Source organism: Microbacterium sp. 8M, from assembly GCF_902506375.1.
GTDB lineage: Bacteria > Actinomycetota > Actinomycetes > Actinomycetales > Microbacteriaceae > Microbacterium.
This window is the reverse complement of the sequence record NZ_LR733284.1, coordinates 319,927-337,759: the sequence shown is the minus strand read 5'-3', so window position 1 is coordinate 337,759 and position 17,833 is coordinate 319,927. Positions and strand designations below refer to the sequence as shown.

The window sequence follows — 17,833 nt, the reverse complement described above, 5'->3', positions numbered from 1 at the left end:
TCCTGCATGTCTGTTCTCCCGGTCCTACTTGTCGATGCGGTTCTGGTTGGCGTAGTCGACGGCCTTCTTCAAGGCCTCCTTCGGCGTGATGTCGCCCTTGACCGCCAGTGCCATCTGCTGGTCGAAGTACTTCTTCATGTCATCGGTCCACTGGAAGGGCGAGGCCTTCGCGTCCTTGATCGCACCGAACATGATCTTCATCGCCTGCACCTGCGCGGGATCGGTCGTGCCCTTCGCGACGTTCTCGACGACCTGATCGGATCCCTCGGCCGTGCCGGGCGCGAAGCCGACGGCAAGCGAGACGAACTTCACCTGGTTCTCCTCGTTGGTCGCGAACTCTGCGAACGCGAGGGCCGCCGCCTTGTTCTTCGAGGACTTCGCCACGTTCAAGCCCTGCACGAACAGGGGCGGGACGCCGGGCCGAGCGGTGGCGACCGTGCCTGCGACGAGCGTCGGCGCCTTGGCCTTCAGGTCGCCCGCGAACCCGGAGCCGCCGGTCGTGTACGCGACCTTGCCCTGCAGATACGCCTCGGCGTTCCCGCCGTATGCCGCCGTCAGCGCCTCGGGCGGCATCGCGCCGGCCTTGTAGGCGTCGGCGTACTGCTGCACGAGCTTCTCCGCCTCGGGAGAGTCGAACACGAAGGTGCCGTCGTCCTTCATGACCGGGATCTTCGCGGCGATGAAGGTGTCCAGACCCGGCATGGACGAGACCAGCTGCACCTTGCCCTGAGACTCGGCCGCGACCTTCTTGGCGAGCTCCAGCCAGTCGGTGGTCGAGGTCGGCAGGTTGTCCGCCGTCACGCCGTACGGCTTGAGCATGTCGAGGTTCCACCAGGACGCGTCCGTGCCGAGGTACCAGGGCAGACCGTATGTGCCGGTGACGCCGGAGTAGTTGCTGTAGGCGCTCAGCCCGCCCGCGTTGTAGACGTCCTTGATCTTCGGATCGGCCTTCGCGAGATCCACCAGCTGCCCGGCCTTCACGAGGGGGAAGGCGATGTCGGGCGGCAGGTTGAGCACATCGGGCAGATCGCCCGCCTTCGCCTGACTCAGGATCTTCTCCTGGTAGCCGTCACCGGGCTGGTCGAGCCATTCCACCTTGACCTTCGGGTGCGCCTTCTCGAAGGCGGCGATGAGGTCGTTGAAGTACGGGGTGAACTTCTCGTTCTTGAGGGACCAGGTCTGGAAGCTGATGCTGCCGCTCAGCTCACCGCTCGTGTCGATCGGCCCGTCGCTGCCGCTCGAGGCAGCGGATCCGCCCGTGCAGGCGCTCAGCGTCAGCGCGGCGATCGCGGTCAGGCCGACCGCGAGGGATGCTCGGAACTTCATGGACTTTCTCCTTCGAAATGGCCAAGGGCCGTCGCCCGGGAGGACGACGCAGATACTGAAACGCTATAGCCGAAACCCTGCCATATCCGGAAGGCGTCGTCCAGTCGCAGTTTGGACCCTGTCGAACAATCCCTGATTTTCCGCATTCTGCTGGCCGCTTCGGGCCAGCGCGGGACCCCTGGCTCTGAGTCATTTGACCTACACGGGGACTAAACCCCTATAGTTGATGGATCTCCGCCCCCGCGCCGTTGCACGACGCTCACAGGCCTGGACGTCTCCGAGAGGACCCCGCGTGACCACGCCCGCCACTGCCGATACCCCCGTGCGGTTCGGTGCGAACTACACGCCGTCACAGGACTGGATGCACGCCTGGCTCGACCTCGACCTCGACGCCGTGCGCCGCGACTTCGCCGGACTCGCAGCGCTCGGTCTGGACCACGTGCGGATCTTCCCGCTGTGGACCGTGCTGCAACCCAACCGCACCCTCATCCGCGAGAAGGCGATCGCCGACGTCCGAGCAGTGGTCGACGCAGCTGCCGAGTTCGGCCTCGACGCGAGCGTCGACGTGATCCAGGGCCACTTGTCGAGCTTCGACTTCATCCCGTCGTGGCTGTTCACCTGGCACGACAAGAACATGTTCACGCACCCGCAGGCGCTGAGCGGCCAGGTCGCCCTCGTCGAGCGACTCGGCGAAGCGCTGCGCGACGCGCCGGGCTTCCTCGGCTTCACGCTCGGCAACGAGGTGAACCAGTTCTCCGCCGCCGTGCACCCGCACCCCTGGCCGGTCACCCCCGATGAGGCGGCGGGCTGGCTCACCACGCTGCTCGACGCGGCGGAGCGCTCCGCCCCGGGGCTGCCGCACGTGCACAGCGAGTACGACGCGGCCTGGTACATGGATGGGCACGGCTTCGTGCCGAGCCACGCGAGCCGCATCGGCGCGATGACCACCGTGCACTCCTGGATCTTCAACGGCACCGCGCAGCGCTACGGCGGGCGCAGCGTCGCCAGCGACCGGCACGCCGAATACATGATCGAGCTCTCCCGGGCGTTCGCGACCGATCCGCGGCGTCCCGTCTGGCTGCAGGAGGTGGGCGCCCCGTCGAACTGCCTCTCCGCCGACGAGATGCCGGGCTTCCTCGAAGCGACGGTGCGGGCCGCGGCGCGCACGGAGAACCTCTGGGGCGTCACGTGGTGGTGCTCGCACGATGTGAGCCGCCAGCTGGCCGACTACCCCGAGCTGGAGTACTCCCTCGGGCTCATCGACCAGAGCGGCGCGGCCAAGCCGATCGGGCGCCGCTTCGCCGAGATCATCCCCGAGCTGCGGGAACGGCGTCCGGCGCCCGCACGGCCGACCGCGATCGAGATCGAGATCGACGAGCAGGAGATCCCGGTCAGCCGCGCCGCGATGAGCCCCGGCGGCGCGATCTTCCAGGCCTGGGTCGACGCGTGCGAATCGGGCCTCGACCCCGCCTTCGTGACATCCCGCGACGCATCCGATCCCGCGGCCCTCGCCGCGCGCGGGATCAGCGGCCTCATCCGCCCCGACCTGAGCACCGGATCCGGCACCTACTCCTCAAACAACACCGTCGTGGAGGCCTGACCCGGATCCGGACGAGGTCCTGCGGTCAGGCCCCGGCGGATCCGTTGACCCGCTCGGCCTCCTTGGCCGCGACGATCTTGCGCAGACCGGAGCTCGAGAAGCGGTGGTCGCGACGGTTGAAGTACAGCTCGATGCCGGCCTCTTCGCAGTAGGCGCGGCCGGTGAAGTCGCGGTCCTGGTACTCGTCGCCGACGATGCGCACGTCGAGCTTGAAGGAGCGGAGGATGTCCTCCAGATCCTGCTCGGTGGAGTACGGCACGATCTCGTCGACGTACTCGCAGCCGCGCAGCTGGATGTAGCGCTCGACCACGGTCTGCGTGGGGGCGTTCTTCTCCGGGCGGTCGAGCGTGGGATCCATCTGCAGACCGCAGATCAGGTAGTCGCACTGCCGCTTGGCCTCGGCGAGCATCATGATGTGGCCTGCGTGCAGCAGGTCGAAGGTGGAGAAGGTGATCCCCACGCGCGGCCCCGGGTTGTAGTCCTGGTGCTTCTTCGCGGCGTCCGGCGTCATCTGCGGTTCCTCTCGTCGGGCGTAGGGAGATCCTATCGGACCGGCCCGCACGGGCTCTGGGAGGGGCCGCCTCCGGAAGGCCCTCGGCAAGCCGCTCAACGGCCCAGGCTCGCCGCCCGCGCCGGGCGGGTCAGCGAGCGACCGTGTCAGTGCGCAGGCGCGGCCGTGCTCTCGCGGATCGTCAGCGCGGGCGCCGTGCCGCGGCGCGAGGGCAGCGGCTCGGCGGATCCGATCCGCTCCAGCAGGAAGGTCGCCGCCTGCTCGCCGAGGGCGAAGGTGTCGCGGGTGAGGCAGGTGATGGACGGGTGCACCAGCCCGGTGACCACGGAGTCGTCGAAGGATGCCACCGACAGCGCGCGCGGCACAGCGACGCCCATCTCCTGGGCGACCCTGAGGCCCGCGATCGCCATCACGTCGTTGTCGTAGACGATGGCACTGGGTCGGGCGGCGCGGCTCAGCAGCGTGCGCGTGGCCGCGGTCGCCGCCGCCGGCGAGAAGTCGGTGACGAGGGTCTCCCCCGTCGCTCCGCGGCCGGCGAGCGCGGCGAGCACGTCGGAGCGGATCCGGGTGTGCTGGAACTCCGCGGGGCCCGAGACGTAGGCGATCTGGCGGTGCCCGAGCGCGGCGAGGTAGTCGAACAGCGCATGCGCGGCCGCTTCGTCGTCGAGCCAGATCGTCGGCGGATCACCGGCGGAGTCACTGCTGCCGATCACCACGGCGGGCAGCGGCAGGGACGGCAGCAGCGCCAGACGCGGGTCGTCGTCGCGCGGGTCGATGACGATCACGCCGTCGACCTGGTTCGCACTGTGCCAGCGCCGGTAGGTCGCCATCTCCTCCTCGATCGAGGAGACCACGACGAGCTGCAGCGCGATGCCGTGCAGGGCGAGCGCGGACTGCACGCCGGCGATGAGGTCGGTGAAGAACGCCTCGGTGCCGAGGGTGCGCGCAGGGCGGTTCACGGCGAAGCCGACGACGTCGGCGCGGGATCCGACCAGCGCGCGGGCGGCCGAGCTGGGCTGCCACTGGTGCTGCTCCGCGATCTCGAGGATGCGCCGGCGCGTCTGCTCGCTGACACCAGGGCGCCCGTTCAGCGCGAACGAGACGGCGCCCGGCGACACACCGGCGAGGCGCGCGATATCGGCGATGGTGATGCGCTTCGCCTGTGACATAGACTCACCGTACTAGATCGTTTTAGTTGGGCTACGGGACCAGGATCCCCGGCGTCCCCATTCTCGCACCGCAAAGGAGCACCCCCCGTGCACGAAGAGACCTCGCTCACCGTCGGCCGCGTCATCCGCGTGCTCACCGAGCGGGTGCGCCCCGCCGTCCACTCCACCCGCGTCCCGCTGGAGATCGCCGCGCACGCCTTGCCCGGCGAGCCCATCGCGCCCGCCGACGGCCTGGCCCTCGACTACGCGCCCTTCAGCGCGGGTCAGCAGTGGGGGCCCGCATGGGGCACCACGTGGTTCCGGCTCCGCGGCACGGTGCCCGCGGAGTGGGCGGGCAAGCGCGTCGAGGCGCTCGTCGACCTCGGCTTCGACATCAACATGACCGGCTTCCAGTGCGAGGCGCTGGCCTATCGCGTCGGACCCGATGGCGAGCCCGTGCCGGTGAAGAGCCTCAACCCGCGCAACCAGTGGCTGCCGATCGCCGAGACGGCCGAGGGCGGCGAGACCGTCGAGCTGTTCCTCGAGGGAGCGTCCAACCCCGTGCTGCTGGACTACCACCCCTTCCTGCCGACCCAGGAGGGCGACATCCTCACCTCCTCGCCGGATCCGCTCTACCGCGTCCGGCACATGGATCTCGCCGTGTTCGAGACCGAGGTGTTCGAGCTCTCCCTCGACCTCGAGGTGCTGCTCGAGCTGCAGGCGGAGCTGCCCGAGACCAGCCCCCGCCGCATGCGGATCCTGCAGGCGCTCGACAACGCCCTCGACGTGCTCGACCTGCAGCGCATCGTGGAGACCGCCGGCGACGCCCGCGCGCAGCTGGCGGAGGTGCTGGCCGCGCCGGCCGACGCGAGCGCCCACCGCATCGCCGCCATCGGACACGCGCACATCGACTCCGCCTGGCTGTGGCCGCTGCGCGAGACGGTGCGCAAGGTCGCCCGCACCACGTCGTCGATGACGAGCCTGCTCGAGGAGCAGCCGCAGTTCCGCTACGGCATGTCCAGCGCGCAGCAGTACGCGTGGATGAAGGAGCACCGCCCCGAGGTGTGGCAGCGGATCAGGGCCGCCGTCGCCGAGGGCCGGTTCCTGCCGCTCGGCGGCATGTGGGTGGAGTCCGACACGGTGATGCCGACGGGCGAGTCGCTCGTGCGGCAGTTCTCGCACGGGCAGCGGTTCTTCGAGCGGGAGTTCGGGATCCGATCGAAGGGCGTCTGGCTTCCCGACAGCTTCGGCTACTCCCCCGCCCTGCCGCAGCTCATGCGCCGGGCCGGTTTCGAGTGGTTCTTCACGCAGAAGATCTCCTGGAACCAGCGCAACGTGTTCCCGCACCACACGTTCGAGTGGGAGGGCATCGACGGATCCCGGATCTTCACGCACTTCCCGCCGATGGACACCTACAACTCGCAGCTCAGCGGCATGGAGGTCGCCAAGGCGTCCCGCCAGTTCAAGGAGAACCGGGTCGCGACCCGCTCGATCGCTCCGGTCGGCTGGGGCGACGGCGGCGGCGGCACGACCCGCGAGATGACCGGCAAGGCCTCGCGCCTCGCCGACCTCGAGGGCAGCGCGCGGGTGGAGTGGATCCATCCCGACGAGTTCTTCGACGCCGCCAAGGCGGAGCTGCCGGATCCGTCCGTGTGGGTCGGAGAGCTCTACCTCGAGCTGCACCGCGGCACCCTCACCAGCCAGCACGCCACCAAGGCGCTGCACCGCTGGGCCGAGCAGGCGCTCATCGAGGCGGAGCTGTGGGCGTCGACCGCCGCGGTGCGCCTCGGCGCGGCCTATCCGCATGACGAGCTCGACCGGCTGTGGCAGACCGTGCTGCTGCACGAGTTCCACGACATCCTGCCTGGCACGTCGATCGCCTGGGTGCACCGGGAGGCCGTCTCCGTGCTGTCCGGCGTGCTCACCGATGCGCGCGCGCTGTCCGACGCCGCGCGCACGGCGCTCGCGGGATCCGGCGAGGTGGAGCTGGTGTTCACGCCCACGTCCGTCGGCGTCGGATCCGGCGCCCGTGCGCTGGGCGCCGCGGCCCTCCCCACGGGGTCGTTGAGCGAGGACGGCGAAGCCGGCCGAGACGAAACGCCGTCCGACGCCGATCCCGCGCAGATCCGTTACGTGCCCCTGCCCGTCACCCTCACAGAGACCCCCGACGGCTACCGTCTCGAGAACGGGATGGTGATCGTCACGGTCTCGCCGGAGGGTCTCATCACCTCCGCGATCGACAAGGCGTCGGGGCGCGAGACGATCCCCGCGGGCCGTCCGGCGAACCTGTTCCAGCTGCACCAGGACTTCCCCAACATGTGGGACGCGTGGGACATCGACAAGTACTACCGCAACCGCGTGGACGACCTCACCGAGGTGGCGTCGATCACCGCGTCAGTCGAGGACGGCGTCGCGACCGTCGTCGTGGAGCGCCCGTTCTCCGCGTCGTCGCTGCGGCAGACGATCACGCTGGCTCCCGGATCCCGCACCGTGCACCTGCGCAACGAGATCGACTGGCACGAGACCGAGAAGCTGCTAAAGCTGGCGTTCCCGCTGGACGTGTTCGCGCGGGAGACGGCCGCTGAGACGCAGTTCGGCTTCCAGCGCCGCGTCACGCACGTGAACACGAGCTGGGAGGCCGCGAAGTTCGAGACCTCGATGCACCGCTTCGTGCTGGTGCAGGAGGACGGCGGGTTCGGCGCCGCGCTGGTGAACGACTCGATCTACGGGTACGACACCACGCGCGACGTCGACGGCGACGACGTCACCACCACGGTGCGGCTGTCGCTGCTGCGCGCTCCGCGCTTCCCCGACCCGGACACCGACCACGGCCGGCACGAGATCCGGGTGGGCCTCGTGATCGGCGCGGACGCCGCGATCGCGACCGCCGAGGGCATCGCCCTGAACGCGCCGGCGACCATCGTCCGCGGTGCGAACGAGGTCGAGCCGCTGGTGTCCGTCGACGGTGAGGGAATCGTGGTGTCGAGCGTGAAGCTCGCCGACGACCGTTCCGGCGACGTCATCGTGCGCGTATACGAGGCGCTCGGCCGGCGCGCGAGCGGATCCCTGTCGGTCGGCTTCGAGCACGGCGGGATCCGGGAGGTGTCGCTCATCGAGGACGAGCTGGAGGCCCCGCGCACCGGCGAGGCGCTGTCGCTGCGCCCCTTCGAGGTGCGCACTCTGCGCATCGCCCGCGCCTGACGCCCTTCGTCTCGTCGCTGCGCTCCTCGCTCAGGGACCGGCCCCGGTTCCTGAGCGAGCGCAGCGAGACGAAGGACCCGACCCCCTGGTTCCTGAGCGAGGAGCAGCGAGGCGAAGGACCCGACCCCCTGGTTCCCGAGCGAGCGCAGCGAGACGAAGGACCCCACCCCCTGGTTCCTGAGCGAGCGCAGCGAGACGAAGGACCCCGGACCCCGCCCTTCGTCTCGTCGCTCCGCTCCTCGCTCAGGGACCGACCCCGGGCACTCCGCCCTTCGTCTCGTCGCTGCGCTCCTCGCTCAGGGACCGACGCCGAGCGCAGCGCCGTCAGGCCAGGATGCGCGTGAACGCATCGCGGCTGATCCCTTGCTCCAGGATCCTGGCCGACCACTCCCGGGCGCCGTGCAGGCTGTGGTCGCGGTAGTTGCCGCACTCGATCGCGCTGACACCGGGCACGTCGCTCCACTCGGCCTCCTCGGCGATGAAGCGCAGGCTGTCGGTGATGGCGGCGACCAGCGCCGGAACCTCGGGGCGCCCCCAGGTGATGAGGTGGAAGCCGGTGCGGCAGCCGAACGGCGAGATGTCGATGACGCCCTCGACGCGGTCCCGCAGGAGGGATGCAAGGGTGTGCTCGATCGTGTGCAGTGCGGCGGTGGGGATCTCGCCCTCGTTCGGCTGCACGAAGCGCACGTCGAAGTTGGAGATCTCGTCGCCGTGCGGACCCTGCTCGACGCCGATGAGGCGGATGTAGGGCGCCTTGACGGCGGTGTGGTCCAGGGTGAAGCTCTCGACCTCGGCCATGGCGGTTCTCCTTCGGTGGCGACAGGTGACGGAACCGGATCCGGTCCGGATCCGAGGCTACCCCGCCCCCTGCGGGCGAGGGCCACGGCCCGCAACACGATGACGGGTCAGGAGTTCGCCGAGGAGTACACGGGCACGGATCCCGACTCGGACCGCACTCCCAGCACGATCGCGAGGATGCCCAAGAAGACGACGGCGAGCGGCCGCACGAGTCCGAACGCACGGAACACGGCGAGCAAGCCGGATACGTCCTCACCGGATGAGAACAGCGGCGACCAGAACGGCGCGTTCGGAATCAGGAACGCCAGCGTCACCGTCCCCAGCGCCCAGAGGGGCGCCCAGTTCCATGGTCGCGGAACGACCCCGACGCGCGCGATTTGCGTCGCTCCGATCATCGCCAGCATGAAGACCACTGTCAGCTGGGTCCAGAAGAAGATCTCGCCGATGGACACCTGGCTGCGGAGCGGAACGACCCTTCCCTCGGTGGCGGGGAGCACAACGGACGCGACATAGGGCGCGACCAACTGGACCACCACGAGTGCGATCACCGCTCCGGTGCCGAGCGGTCGCCGCGCCGTCACGCTGCCGGCGCGCCCGATCCCGATCACCAGCAGGAGCGCCCCGGCGGCGAACAGCCAGTCGGAGGCGCGGTACAGCGGGGCGAGCGCTCCCTGTGCGAGCTGCACGAGCGCAGAGGCGACCAGAAGCGCTCCGCCGAGGATCCACGTGCGCCGGCGCTGGACCGCCCCGGATCCGCTGTCGACGATGACCATATCCAGACGCTAGCCTGGCAAGCGGCCCGCCCGCATCCACGGCGCGCGAATCCGGCCCGCGACGACCGTTCTACTGCCGGAGCGGCGGCGGCAGCACGCCGGACGCGGTCGTGGCTCGCGTACCCAGCACGATCGCTACGGCACCGAGGAACGCCTCACCCAGCACCGCTGCGATCATGCCGGCCCATGCTCCGATCGTCGAGACAGGCGTACCGAGCGACCCTGACGAGAACAAGCCGAGCCCCACTGCGCCGATGACCCACGAGAAGGCGAGCACCCACGCCGGAGCCCAGTTCCACGGCGAGGGAACAGTGCGTACGACGCCGATCAGGACGACGGCGAGCACGGTCAGCACCACCACCACGGCCTGGTACGGGAGGTAGACGGCCGCCCAGGCGTCTTCCTCCGCGTAGGGATTCCCTTCATCTTTCGGGATGAGACCGGATACGAGTCGCTCCGCCAGCGGGTTCGCCACTGCGAGCTGCAGAATGACCACGATCGTCGCGAAAGGGCGTCGTCCGGTCACGCTCCCGGCCGAGCCCCAGCCGATCACGAGGATCAGGACGCCGAGCGCCCACAGCGCGTCCTTCGCGTACGCGATCCCGGCCAGTGGACCTCGTGCGACCAGGCCGAATACGGCGGACAGCACCAAGAGACTCCCGCCGATCACCCAAGTGCGCCGACGCTGGAGATCAGCGTGCGCAGGCGCACTGTCCTCAGTCGCCATAGCGGTCGGCGATCTCCTCGGTGAGCGCGGGCCAGATCCGCTTGTGCTCCTCGCCGAACGGCACGCCGGAGAGGAACGCCGCCGCGATGTCGCGGGAGCGGTCGATGAACAGGAAGCTGCCGAGCGCGCCGAAGTGCCCCGCGGTCTCGGGCGGGAACGTGTCGGCCAGCCAGTGCGGCGACTTGACGCCCTTGAGCTCGAAGCCCAGGCCCCACTGGTTGTCGGCGTACGAGCCGTAGCCGGGCACGATGCCGCGCAGTCCCGGGTGGGAGACGGTGAGAGCGAGGTCGCGCAGGGCCACGGGGATCAGCGTGGGGCGCAGCACCTCGCGGCCGAAGGCCAGCAGATCCTCGATCGGTGCGAGCGCTCCCGCCGACGGCCGGCCGGTGACGTCCGTGCGCTCCATGCCGAGGGGCAGGACCACCTCACGGAGCATCCAGTCGGCGAAGTCCATCCCCGCCGCGTCGCCGATGTGCGCGGCAAGCGCGTCGAACCCCGCGTTCGAGTAGATGCGGCGCTCGCCGACCGGACGCAGGGGCTCCTCCCCCTCCATGGGCAGGCCGCTGGTGTGGTCGAGCAGGTTCAGCACGGTCGCGCCCGCGGGGCCGGCCGGCTCGTCCAGATCGACGAGCCCGCGATCGACGGCGACGAGCGCGCCCCAGGCGGTGAGCGGCTTCGTCACCGAGGCCAGGGGCAGGACGGCCTGGGGGTCCCCCTGCACGGCGAGCGTGCGCTCGGGGCCCGTGACCCCGACGAGGGCCGGATGCGGGAAGCCGTCGGTCGCGGCGAAGGTCGTCGTCTCCACGGGATCCATCGTCCCATGAGGCGGATCCGGATCCGGATGTCACACTTCGGCGCCCGGCGGTGTCTCCATGATCGAAGGCGCGAGGAACGCGCCACGGAAGGAGCAGATCATGACGAACACGACCAGGATCCCGGCCGTCGAGGTGACCGGCCCGTTCGGTGCGCTGGTGAAGACCATCGCGCGACGCAAGCTCGGCCTCGTGCCCGACTCGCTCGGGGTGATGTGGCAGCACCGGCCGGTGATGATGGACATGATGAGCTTCGGCGGCAAGACCGAGAAGTGGCACGAGCTCGACAAGGGGCTCTCGACGCTGGCGACCATGGCGGCGGCCGCGACCGTCGGCTGCAGCTTCTGCCTCGACCTGCACTACTTCATGGCGCACGACCACGGCCTCGACGAGGACAAGGCCCGCGAGGTGCCGATCTGGCGCGAGTCGACGCGGTTCACGCCCCTGGAGCGCCTCGTGATGGAGTACGCGGAGGCCATGAGCCAGACGCCGCCGGCGGTCACCGACGAGCTGTCCGACGCCCTGCTGGCGGAGATCGGCGCACCGGCGCTGCTCGAGCTCGCCGCGAAGGTCGGCTACCTCAACGCGACCGCCCGCACGAACATCGCGCTGGGCATCCACTCCGACGGCTTCGCGGATGCATGCGGGCTGGCGCCGCTGGCGACGGCCGCCCGGACCGGCGTAGCGTCGCAGTCATGACCAGCGCGCCGGGAGCCGAGTCCGAGGATCCGTTCGTCACCCACCGCGGGCTGCTGTTCACGGTGGCGTACGAGATCCTCGGATCCGCGGCCGACGCGGAGGACGTGCTGCAGGAGTCGTGGCTGCGCTGGGACGAGGTGGATCGGGAGCGGATCCAGGATCCGCGCGCGTACCTTGTGCGGATCGTCACGCGGCAGGCGCTGAACCTGCTCAGGGCGGCGTCCCGCCGACGCGAGGAGTACGTCGGCCCGTGGCTGCCGGAGCCGCTGCTGACCACCGCGGATGTGGCCGAGGACGTGGTGCTCGCCGAGAGCGTGTCCGTGGCCATGCTCACGGTGCTGGAGACGCTCGGGCCGACCGAGCGCGCCGTGTTCGTGCTGCGTGAGGTGTTCGACGTGCCGTTCGACGAGATCGCGGAGGCCGTCGGCAAGACCCCGGCGGCGGTGCGCCAGATCGCGCACCGGGCCCGCAGCCACGTCGCCGCCCGGCGCCCGCGGGTCGCGGTGGACGCCTCCGAGCACGACCTCGCGGTGCAGCGGTTCATCGCGGTGATGAACTCCGGCGACGTGCAGGGGCTCATGGACGTGCTGGCACCCGACGTGGTGTCGGTCACCGACAGCGGCGGTCTCGTGCGGCACGCGGCACGCCGCCCGCTGCACGGCGCGGACCGGGTGGTGGCGTTCCTGCAGGGCAGCATCGCCAAGCTCGACATGGCCTTCACCGTCGTGCCGCTCCGGGTCAACGGCATGCTCGCCGCGGGCATCCGGGTCGGCGGCGAGCTGCTCGCGGCCGTGAGCTTCACGGTCGAGGACGGCCGCATCACGCAGGTGTTCTCCGTCGCGAACCCGGGCAAGCTGTCCGCCCTCGACGCGGCGGCGCCCCTCGCCCGCTGACGGCGGCGCTCGGCTCTTCAGGCTTCGCGCGCCGAAGCCCCCTCCGCGCGCCGACGCCCCCTCCGGATCGTGTCCGCCCGGAGGGGCGTCGGCAGCCTGAGGGGGCCTGGATGATTGATCCGCCCGCGGTGCGCAACCCGCTGGCGCAGGCGGGGCGGATCCCGGGGTTCATCGCCCAGCTCGTTCCTTGCATATTGCGAAGGATCTGCGCTTCTTTCCAGGCAGATCGCCGATAAGAGCCGGCGAATACGCGTGAAACTGGTTCCAGACCCCCTCCCGCACGCAAAGGAGCACCCGCATGGAACGCGACCCCGAACTGTTCGACACCGACGCGCTGCTGCACATCGGCCGCCCGGTCTGGTTCGAGAAGCACCCCTCGCAGGCCGAGGGCGAGGACTTCTGACCGCGCGCCGATCGGCACGGACGAGGCCGCGATTCACTTCTGTGATTCGCGGCCTTTCCTCTGCCCGCCCGTGCGCGGCCTCTGCCCGCCCGTGCGCGGCGCACGGCGGGCACGCTCCTCGCGGCGTTCGACGCGGAAGTAGGCGAGCACGCACGCCACCATCACCGCCACGAGGACGCGGGTGACCCATAGCATCGGCTCCGACCTCACCGTGACGGCGTCGATCGGCACCCCGAACACCACGGCGAACATCGCCAGACCGGAGCCGCGTGACGGCGACCAGCCGTGTGTGTCGAGTGCCGCGGTCGCCGTGGCGCCGGAGATCGCGACGAGAAGTAGCAGCACCATGGTGAGGATCGTGCGCGGCGCCCGATCGCCGCGTCGGGTCAGCGCCTGCAGCAGGACCACCACGGGCCACAGCACGATCATCCCGACGAGGATCCCGAGGAGCTCGGCGAGCGGCACGAGCAGCAGGGCGAACAGCAGGGCGGATCCCGGCCCCTCGCCGTATCCGTCCGGCAGCGCGATCGCGGCCCCGCAGGGCAGCCCCGCGGCCGGCACCATGCCCCCGGCGCCCCACCACGCCGCCCGGGACGCAACCGGAGCTCCGGTCAGGGCGAGGGCCGTGACCACCGCGGAGACGAGCGCCGCGGGCAGCCCGCCGAGAGCCATCAGCCGCGCCGACTCCGGATCCTCGATGCCCCGCATCGCGAACACGACGACGGCGCATCCGAGCACGAGCAGGATCCCGACCGCGATGACCGCGTCGACCGCGCGACGACCGCGCGACGATGCCCCCGCCGAGACGTCCGGCGAGGGCATCGGCGAAGTCACGCTCAGGCGCCCTTCAGGCGCTCCGACAGGTAGGCGTCGAGGCCGGCGAGTGGCACGCGCTCCTGGGCCATGGTGTCGCGGTCGCGCACCGTCACCGCGTCGTCCTCGAGCGAGTCGAAGTCGATGGTGACGCAGTACGGGGTGCCGATCTCGTCCTGGCGGCGGTAGCGGCGGCCGATCGCGCCGGCGTCGTCGAAGTCGATCGCCCAGTGGCCGCGCAGCGTGTCGGCGACCTCGCGCGCGAGCGGCGAGAGGCGCTCGTTGCGGCTCAGCGGCAGCACGGCCACCTTGACCGGAGCCAGGCGCGGGTCGAGCTTCAGCACGGTACGCACGTCGGTGCCGCCCTTGGCGTTGGGCACCTCCTCCTCGACGTAGGCGTCCACGAGGAACGCCATCATCGAGCGGGTGAGGCCGAACGACGGCTCGATCACGTACGGCACGTACTTCTCGCCCGAGGCCTGGTCGAAGTAGCTGAGCGAGGATCCGGAGGCCTCGCTGTGGCTGGAGAGGTCGTAGTCGGTGCGGTTGGCGACGCCCATGAGCTCTCCCCACTCCTTGCCCGCGAAACCGAAGCGGTACTCGACGTCGATGGTGCCGGCGGAGTAGTGCGCGCGATCCTCCTCGGGGACGTCGAACTGGCGCATGTTCTCCGGGTCGATCCCGAGGTCGACGAACCAGTCCCAGCACGCCTGCACCCAGTGCTCGAACCACTCCTGCGCCTCCGCCGGAGGCACGAAGTACTCGATCTCCATCTGCTCGAACTCGCGGGTGCGGAAGATGAAGTTGCCGGGGGTGATCTCGTTGCGGAACGCCTTGCCCACCTGGCCGATGCCGAACGGCGGCTTCTTGCGGCTCGCGGTGAGCACGTTCGAGAAGTTCACGAAGATGCCCTGCGCCGTCTCCGGGCGCAGGTAGTAGAGGCCGGACTCGTCGTCGACGACGCCGAGGTAGGTCTTCACCAGACCGGAGAACGCCTTCGGCTCGGTGTACTGCCCCTTGGTGCCGCAGTTCGGGCAGGGCACGTCCGCGAGGCCGTTCTCGGCCGGGCGCCCCTTGCGGGCCTCGAAGTCCTCGATGAGGTTGTCGGCGCGGAAGCGCTTGTGGCAGTGCAGGCACTCGACGAGCGGATCCGTGAACGTCTCGACGTGGCCCGAGGCCTCCCACACGCGCTTGGGCAGGATGATCGACGAGTCCAGGCCGACCATGTCGCCGCGGCCGCGCACGAACGTCTGCCACCACTGGCGGCGGATGTTCTCCTTGAGCTCGGTGCCGAGGGGTCCGTAGTCCCATGCCGACCGGGAACCGCCGTAGATCTCACCCGCTTGGAAGACGAACCCGCGGTGGCGGGCGAGGGCGATGACCTTGTCAAGACGGGACTGTTCGGCCACGGTGGCTCCAATGGTCGCGATGAGGCGGGGAATGCGCACGAAGAGGCGCATTCCAATCCTATCCGGGCCGCTCCGCGATCCCTTCCCCGGGGCCGCGGGCATGCCCTCCGCGGTCGAGGCGCGTACGGTCGAAGGATGAGCACCGCACCGGAGAAGGCGAAGCACGGCGAGCACGACACCCGATTCTTCGGGCAGCCCTGGGCGCTCGCGCACCTGTTCGGGGTGGAGATGTGGGAGCGGTTCAGCTTCTACGGCATGCAGGGGATCCTGCTGATCTACCTGTACTACTCGGCGACCGACGGCGGTCTCGGACTCGACAAGGCCGTCGCCGGCGGCATCGTCGGCGCGTACGGCGGATCCGTCTACCTGTCGACGATCCTGGGCGCCTGGATCGCGGACCGGATCCTGGGATCCGAACGCACCCTGTTCTTCAGCGCGATCGTCATCATGGCCGGCCACATCGCCCTCGCCCTGTTGCCCGGCGTCGCGGGCGTCGGCGTCGGACTCGTGCTCGTCGCGATCGGATCCGGAGGGCTCAAGGCGAACGCGACCTCGGTGGTCGGCACCCTCTACAGCGCCGACGACCCGCGGCGCGACGGCGGGTTCTCCCTCTTCTACCTCGGCATCAACCTCGGTGCGTTCCTCGGTCCGATCCTCACCGGCCTGCTGCAGTCGACGATCGGCTTCCACTTCGGCTTCGGTCTCGCCGCGGTCGGCATGGCGGCGGGCCTCGCGCAGTACTCGTTCGGGCGGCGCGGCCTCCCCGAGGAGGCGCACCGGGTCGCGAACCCGCTGCCCCGGGGCCGCTACGGCGTCGCCGCGGCCATCGCGGCCGGCGCCATCGTGCTGCTCGTGGTGCTCGTGCTCACCGGCGTGATCCGGGCGGACAACCTGTCGACGGTCGTCATCATCGCCGCCGCGGTCGCCGCCATCGCCTATTTCGCGGTGATCCTCACCAGCCGCCGCATCGACGCCACCGAGCGCTCGCGGGTGTGGGCGTTCCTGCCGCTGTTGATCACGAGCGTCGCGTTCTGGTCGCTGTACCAGCAGCAGTTCACCGTGCTCACGGTCTATTCGGATGAGCGGCTGAACCGCGACCTGTTCGGGTGGGAGATGCCGGTGTCGTGGGTGCAGTCGATCAACCCGGTGTTCATCATCGTGCTCTCCGGCGTGTTCGCCGCGGTCTGGACGAAGCTCGGCGCGCGCCAGCCCTCCACGCCCGTGAAGTTCGCGCTGGGGGCGATCGTGATGGGCGCCGCGTTCCTGCTGTTCCTGCCGTTCGCGAACGGCCCGGCGAACTCGACGCCGCTGCTGGCGATCATCGGGATCCTGCTGGTGTTCACGATCGCGGAGCTGCTGCTCTCGCCGATCGGGCTGTCGGCGGCGACCAAGCTCGCGCCCGCCGCGTTCCACACCCAGATGGTGGCGCTGTTCTTCCTGTCGGTCTCACTCGGCACGGCGATCTCCGGCTGGCTGGTGGGGTTCTACGACCCGAAGAACGAGGTGCCGTACTTCTCGATCCTCGGCGCCATCGCGGTGCTGGTCGGCGTCGGGCTGCTGGTGTCCGCCAGGCCGGTGCTCGCGCTCATGAAGGGCGTGCGCTGACCTGACGCCGGGCGGCGGCCTGCGCTGAACGTGCGGCGGGCCGGGCGATCGCAGCCCGGCCCGCCGTGGTGCGCAGCGTGCGGTGACGCGCTGGCCCGCCCGCCGTCGCATCAATGCGCGGCGACGCGCTCGCCGAGGTACTCGCCCGCGGCGAGCTGCTCCAGGAGCGGGCGCGCGGCCGGGGTCCAGCCGAGCTCGGTGCGCGCCTTGGCGCCGGACGCCTGCTCGTCGAGGAGGAGCGCATCCGCGAACGCCTCGCCCAGCCGGGCGCGGGTGTCGGCGGCGCTCTCCGGGCGCACGCCCTCGGCCACGTCGTACCCGGCGGCGATGGCCTCACCGAGCTCGCGGACGGTGGGGTTCTGTCCGGACGCGCCGATGTAGGTCTCCCCCGCGCGGCCGTTCTCGAGCGCGAGCACGTACAGCGCACCCAGGTCGTCGACGTCCACCGTGGTCCAGTGCTGGCTGCCGTCGCCGATCAGGCGCACTCCGCCGTCGGTCTCATCGGTGAGCAGCCGGATCAGCCCGCCGCCGCGCCCGTACACCAGAGCCGGGGCGACGACGATCCCGCGCACGCCCGCGGCGCTCAGGACCCGCTCCTCGCCCGCGCCGCGCCAGGCAGTGAGGGCAGGGCGGTCGAGGGGCGTCTCCTCGGTGATGTCGTCGCCGGAGCCGTAGCTCCAGATGCCGCCGGTGTGCACGAACGGCTTGCCGGTGCCCTCGATCGCGCCGAGCACGGCATCGATGAACGCGGCGTCGTGCTCCGCGGTGGAGGCCGTGTGGATGACACCCTCGGCCGCGGCCGCCGCCTCGGCCACGAGGGCGGCGTCTGCCACGTCGCCGATGAGGGCGACGGCGCCGGCCGCCTCCGCAGTGCGCGCCTTGGCCGCGTCGCGGACGAGAGCGGTCACGGTGTGCCCCTGCTCGAGCAGGCGGGCGAGGACAGAGGATCCGATGTAGCCGGTCGCGCCGGTGAGAAGTACCTTCATGCCTTTCGCGAACGCCCGCCGCGCCGGATCCTATTCCCGCCGGTCATTCCGGCCGGGCACGGGCGCGGCGCCGGCGAGCGGGCGCGGGCGTGGCGTCGGTGCGCGGGCGCGGGCCGGTGCACGGGTTGC

General features: G+C 70.4%; 15 protein-coding genes. 5 read left to right on the top strand and 10 right to left on the bottom strand.

Annotated features, from left to right (window positions below; genetic code table 11):
• Positions 1-24 precede the first annotated feature (24 nt).
• On the bottom strand, positions 25-1,326 hold the full coding sequence (locus tag AERO9AM_RS01555) for an ABC transporter substrate-binding protein (protein WP_159574581.1): 1,302 nt from the start codon (positions 1,324-1,326) through the stop codon (positions 25-27).
• Between the two features lie 292 nt (positions 1,327-1,618).
• On the opposite strand from AERO9AM_RS01555, the gene AERO9AM_RS01550 reads away from it, so the two are divergent.
• Positions 1,619-2,926 carry a glycoside hydrolase 5 family protein gene (locus AERO9AM_RS01550; protein ID WP_201298550.1) on the top strand — a complete coding sequence of 436 codons (1,308 nt, stop codon included), beginning with the start codon at positions 1,619-1,621 and terminating at the stop codon, positions 2,924-2,926.
• 25 nt (positions 2,927-2,951) lie between these two features.
• On the opposite strand, the gene AERO9AM_RS01545 is transcribed toward AERO9AM_RS01550, so the two are convergent.
• Positions 2,952-3,437 (bottom strand): adenylyltransferase/cytidyltransferase family protein, encoded by a 486-nt coding sequence (locus AERO9AM_RS01545; RefSeq protein WP_159574580.1) that lies wholly within the window; start codon positions 3,435-3,437, stop codon positions 2,952-2,954.
• Positions 3,438-3,583: 146 nt separating this feature from the next.
• Positions 3,584-4,606: a LacI family DNA-binding transcriptional regulator gene (locus AERO9AM_RS01540; RefSeq protein WP_159574579.1), complete on the bottom strand. Its 1,023-nt coding sequence runs from the start codon at positions 4,604-4,606 to the stop codon at positions 3,584-3,586.
• Between the two features lie 87 nt (positions 4,607-4,693).
• Here AERO9AM_RS01540 and AERO9AM_RS01535 point away from each other — a divergent pair, with 87 nt between their 5' ends.
• Complete coding sequence (locus AERO9AM_RS01535) at positions 4,694-7,786, top strand: alpha-mannosidase (protein WP_159574578.1); 3,093 nt, start codon at positions 4,694-4,696, stop codon at positions 7,784-7,786.
• 324 nt (positions 7,787-8,110) lie between these two features.
• Here the strand turns inward: AERO9AM_RS01535 and AERO9AM_RS01530 are convergent, their stop codons facing one another.
• From AERO9AM_RS01530 to AERO9AM_RS01515, 4 genes are all read right to left on the bottom strand, one after another.
• On the bottom strand, positions 8,111-8,584 hold the full coding sequence (locus tag AERO9AM_RS01530; protein WP_159574577.1) for an S-ribosylhomocysteine lyase: 474 nt from the start codon (positions 8,582-8,584) through the stop codon (positions 8,111-8,113).
• A gap of 107 nt (positions 8,585-8,691) precedes the next feature.
• The gene (locus AERO9AM_RS01525; protein WP_159574576.1) at positions 8,692-9,357 is read right to left on the bottom strand and encodes a hypothetical protein; all 666 of its coding nucleotides are present in this window, start codon (positions 9,355-9,357) and stop codon (positions 8,692-8,694) included.
• Positions 9,358-9,427: 70 nt separating this feature from the next.
• The gene (locus tag AERO9AM_RS01520) at positions 9,428-10,006 is read right to left on the bottom strand and encodes a hypothetical protein (protein WP_159574575.1); all 579 of its coding nucleotides are present in this window, start codon (positions 10,004-10,006) and stop codon (positions 9,428-9,430) included.
• A 67-nt stretch (positions 10,007-10,073) separates the two neighbouring features.
• Positions 10,074-10,898 carry a serine hydrolase domain-containing protein gene (locus tag AERO9AM_RS01515; protein ID WP_159574574.1) on the bottom strand — a complete coding sequence of 275 codons (825 nt, stop codon included), beginning with the start codon at positions 10,896-10,898 and terminating at the stop codon, positions 10,074-10,076.
• A gap of 100 nt (positions 10,899-10,998) precedes the next feature.
• On the opposite strand from AERO9AM_RS01515, the gene AERO9AM_RS01510 reads away from it, so the two are divergent.
• Both AERO9AM_RS01510 and AERO9AM_RS01505 read left to right on the top strand, forming a co-directional pair.
• Positions 10,999-11,595 carry a carboxymuconolactone decarboxylase family protein gene (locus AERO9AM_RS01510; RefSeq protein WP_159574573.1) on the top strand — a complete coding sequence of 199 codons (597 nt, stop codon included), beginning with the start codon at positions 10,999-11,001 and terminating at the stop codon, positions 11,593-11,595.
• Complete coding sequence (locus AERO9AM_RS01505; RefSeq protein ID WP_159574572.1) at positions 11,592-12,488, top strand: RNA polymerase sigma-70 factor; 897 nt, start codon at positions 11,592-11,594, stop codon at positions 12,486-12,488. The genes AERO9AM_RS01510 and AERO9AM_RS01505 overlap by 4 nt, the downstream gene beginning before the upstream one ends.
• A 436-nt stretch (positions 12,489-12,924) precedes the next feature.
• Here the strand turns inward: AERO9AM_RS01505 and AERO9AM_RS01500 are convergent, their stop codons facing one another.
• Together AERO9AM_RS01500 and AERO9AM_RS01495 are read right to left on the bottom strand one after the other, a co-directional pair.
• On the bottom strand, positions 12,925-13,713 hold the full coding sequence (locus AERO9AM_RS01500; RefSeq protein ID WP_159574571.1) for a hypothetical protein: 789 nt from the start codon (positions 13,711-13,713) through the stop codon (positions 12,925-12,927).
• A 14-nt stretch (positions 13,714-13,727) separates the two neighbouring features.
• Positions 13,728-15,113, bottom strand: a complete 1,386-nt coding sequence (locus AERO9AM_RS01495; protein WP_159574570.1) for a glycine--tRNA ligase — start codon at positions 15,111-15,113, stop codon at positions 13,728-13,730.
• Positions 15,114-15,248: 135 nt separating this feature from the next.
• Here AERO9AM_RS01495 and AERO9AM_RS01490 point away from each other — a divergent pair, with 135 nt between their 5' ends.
• On the top strand, positions 15,249-16,718 hold the full coding sequence (locus AERO9AM_RS01490) for a peptide MFS transporter (RefSeq protein ID WP_159574569.1): 1,470 nt from the start codon (positions 15,249-15,251) through the stop codon (positions 16,716-16,718).
• A gap of 110 nt (positions 16,719-16,828) precedes the next feature.
• Here AERO9AM_RS01490 and AERO9AM_RS01485 read toward each other — a convergent pair whose 3' ends face one another.
• Positions 16,829-17,704, bottom strand: coding sequence for an NAD-dependent epimerase/dehydratase family protein (locus AERO9AM_RS01485; RefSeq protein ID WP_159574568.1), 876 nt, complete (start codon positions 17,702-17,704; stop codon positions 16,829-16,831).
• Between the last annotated feature and the right edge of the window lie 129 nt (positions 17,705-17,833).

Coding starts and splice junctions, on each gene's coding strand:
- AERO9AM_RS01555 (WP_159574581.1), bottom strand. CDS start 1,326: ATGAAGTTCCGAGCATCCCTCGCGGTCGGCCTGACCGCGATCGCCGCG.
- AERO9AM_RS01545 (WP_159574580.1), bottom strand. CDS start 3,437: ATGACGCCGGACGCCGCGAAGAAGCACCAGGACTACAACCCGGGGCCG.
- AERO9AM_RS01540 (WP_159574579.1), bottom strand. CDS start 4,606: ATGTCACAGGCGAAGCGCATCACCATCGCCGATATCGCGCGCCTCGCC.
- AERO9AM_RS01530 (WP_159574577.1), bottom strand. CDS start 8,584: ATGGCCGAGGTCGAGAGCTTCACCCTGGACCACACCGCCGTCAAGGCG.
- AERO9AM_RS01525 (WP_159574576.1), bottom strand. CDS start 9,357: ATGGTCATCGTCGACAGCGGATCCGGGGCGGTCCAGCGCCGGCGCACG.
- AERO9AM_RS01515 (WP_159574574.1), bottom strand. CDS start 10,898: ATGGATCCCGTGGAGACGACGACCTTCGCCGCGACCGACGGCTTCCCG.
- AERO9AM_RS01510 (WP_159574573.1), top strand. CDS start 10,999: ATGACGAACACGACCAGGATCCCGGCCGTCGAGGTGACCGGCCCGTTC.
- AERO9AM_RS01505 (WP_159574572.1), top strand. CDS start 11,592: ATGACCAGCGCGCCGGGAGCCGAGTCCGAGGATCCGTTCGTCACCCAC.
- AERO9AM_RS01500 (WP_159574571.1), bottom strand. CDS start 13,713: ATGCCCTCGCCGGACGTCTCGGCGGGGGCATCGTCGCGCGGTCGTCGC.
- AERO9AM_RS01490 (WP_159574569.1), top strand. CDS start 15,249: ATGAGCACCGCACCGGAGAAGGCGAAGCACGGCGAGCACGACACCCGA.
- AERO9AM_RS01485 (WP_159574568.1), bottom strand. CDS start 17,704: ATGAAGGTACTTCTCACCGGCGCGACCGGCTACATCGGATCCTCTGTC.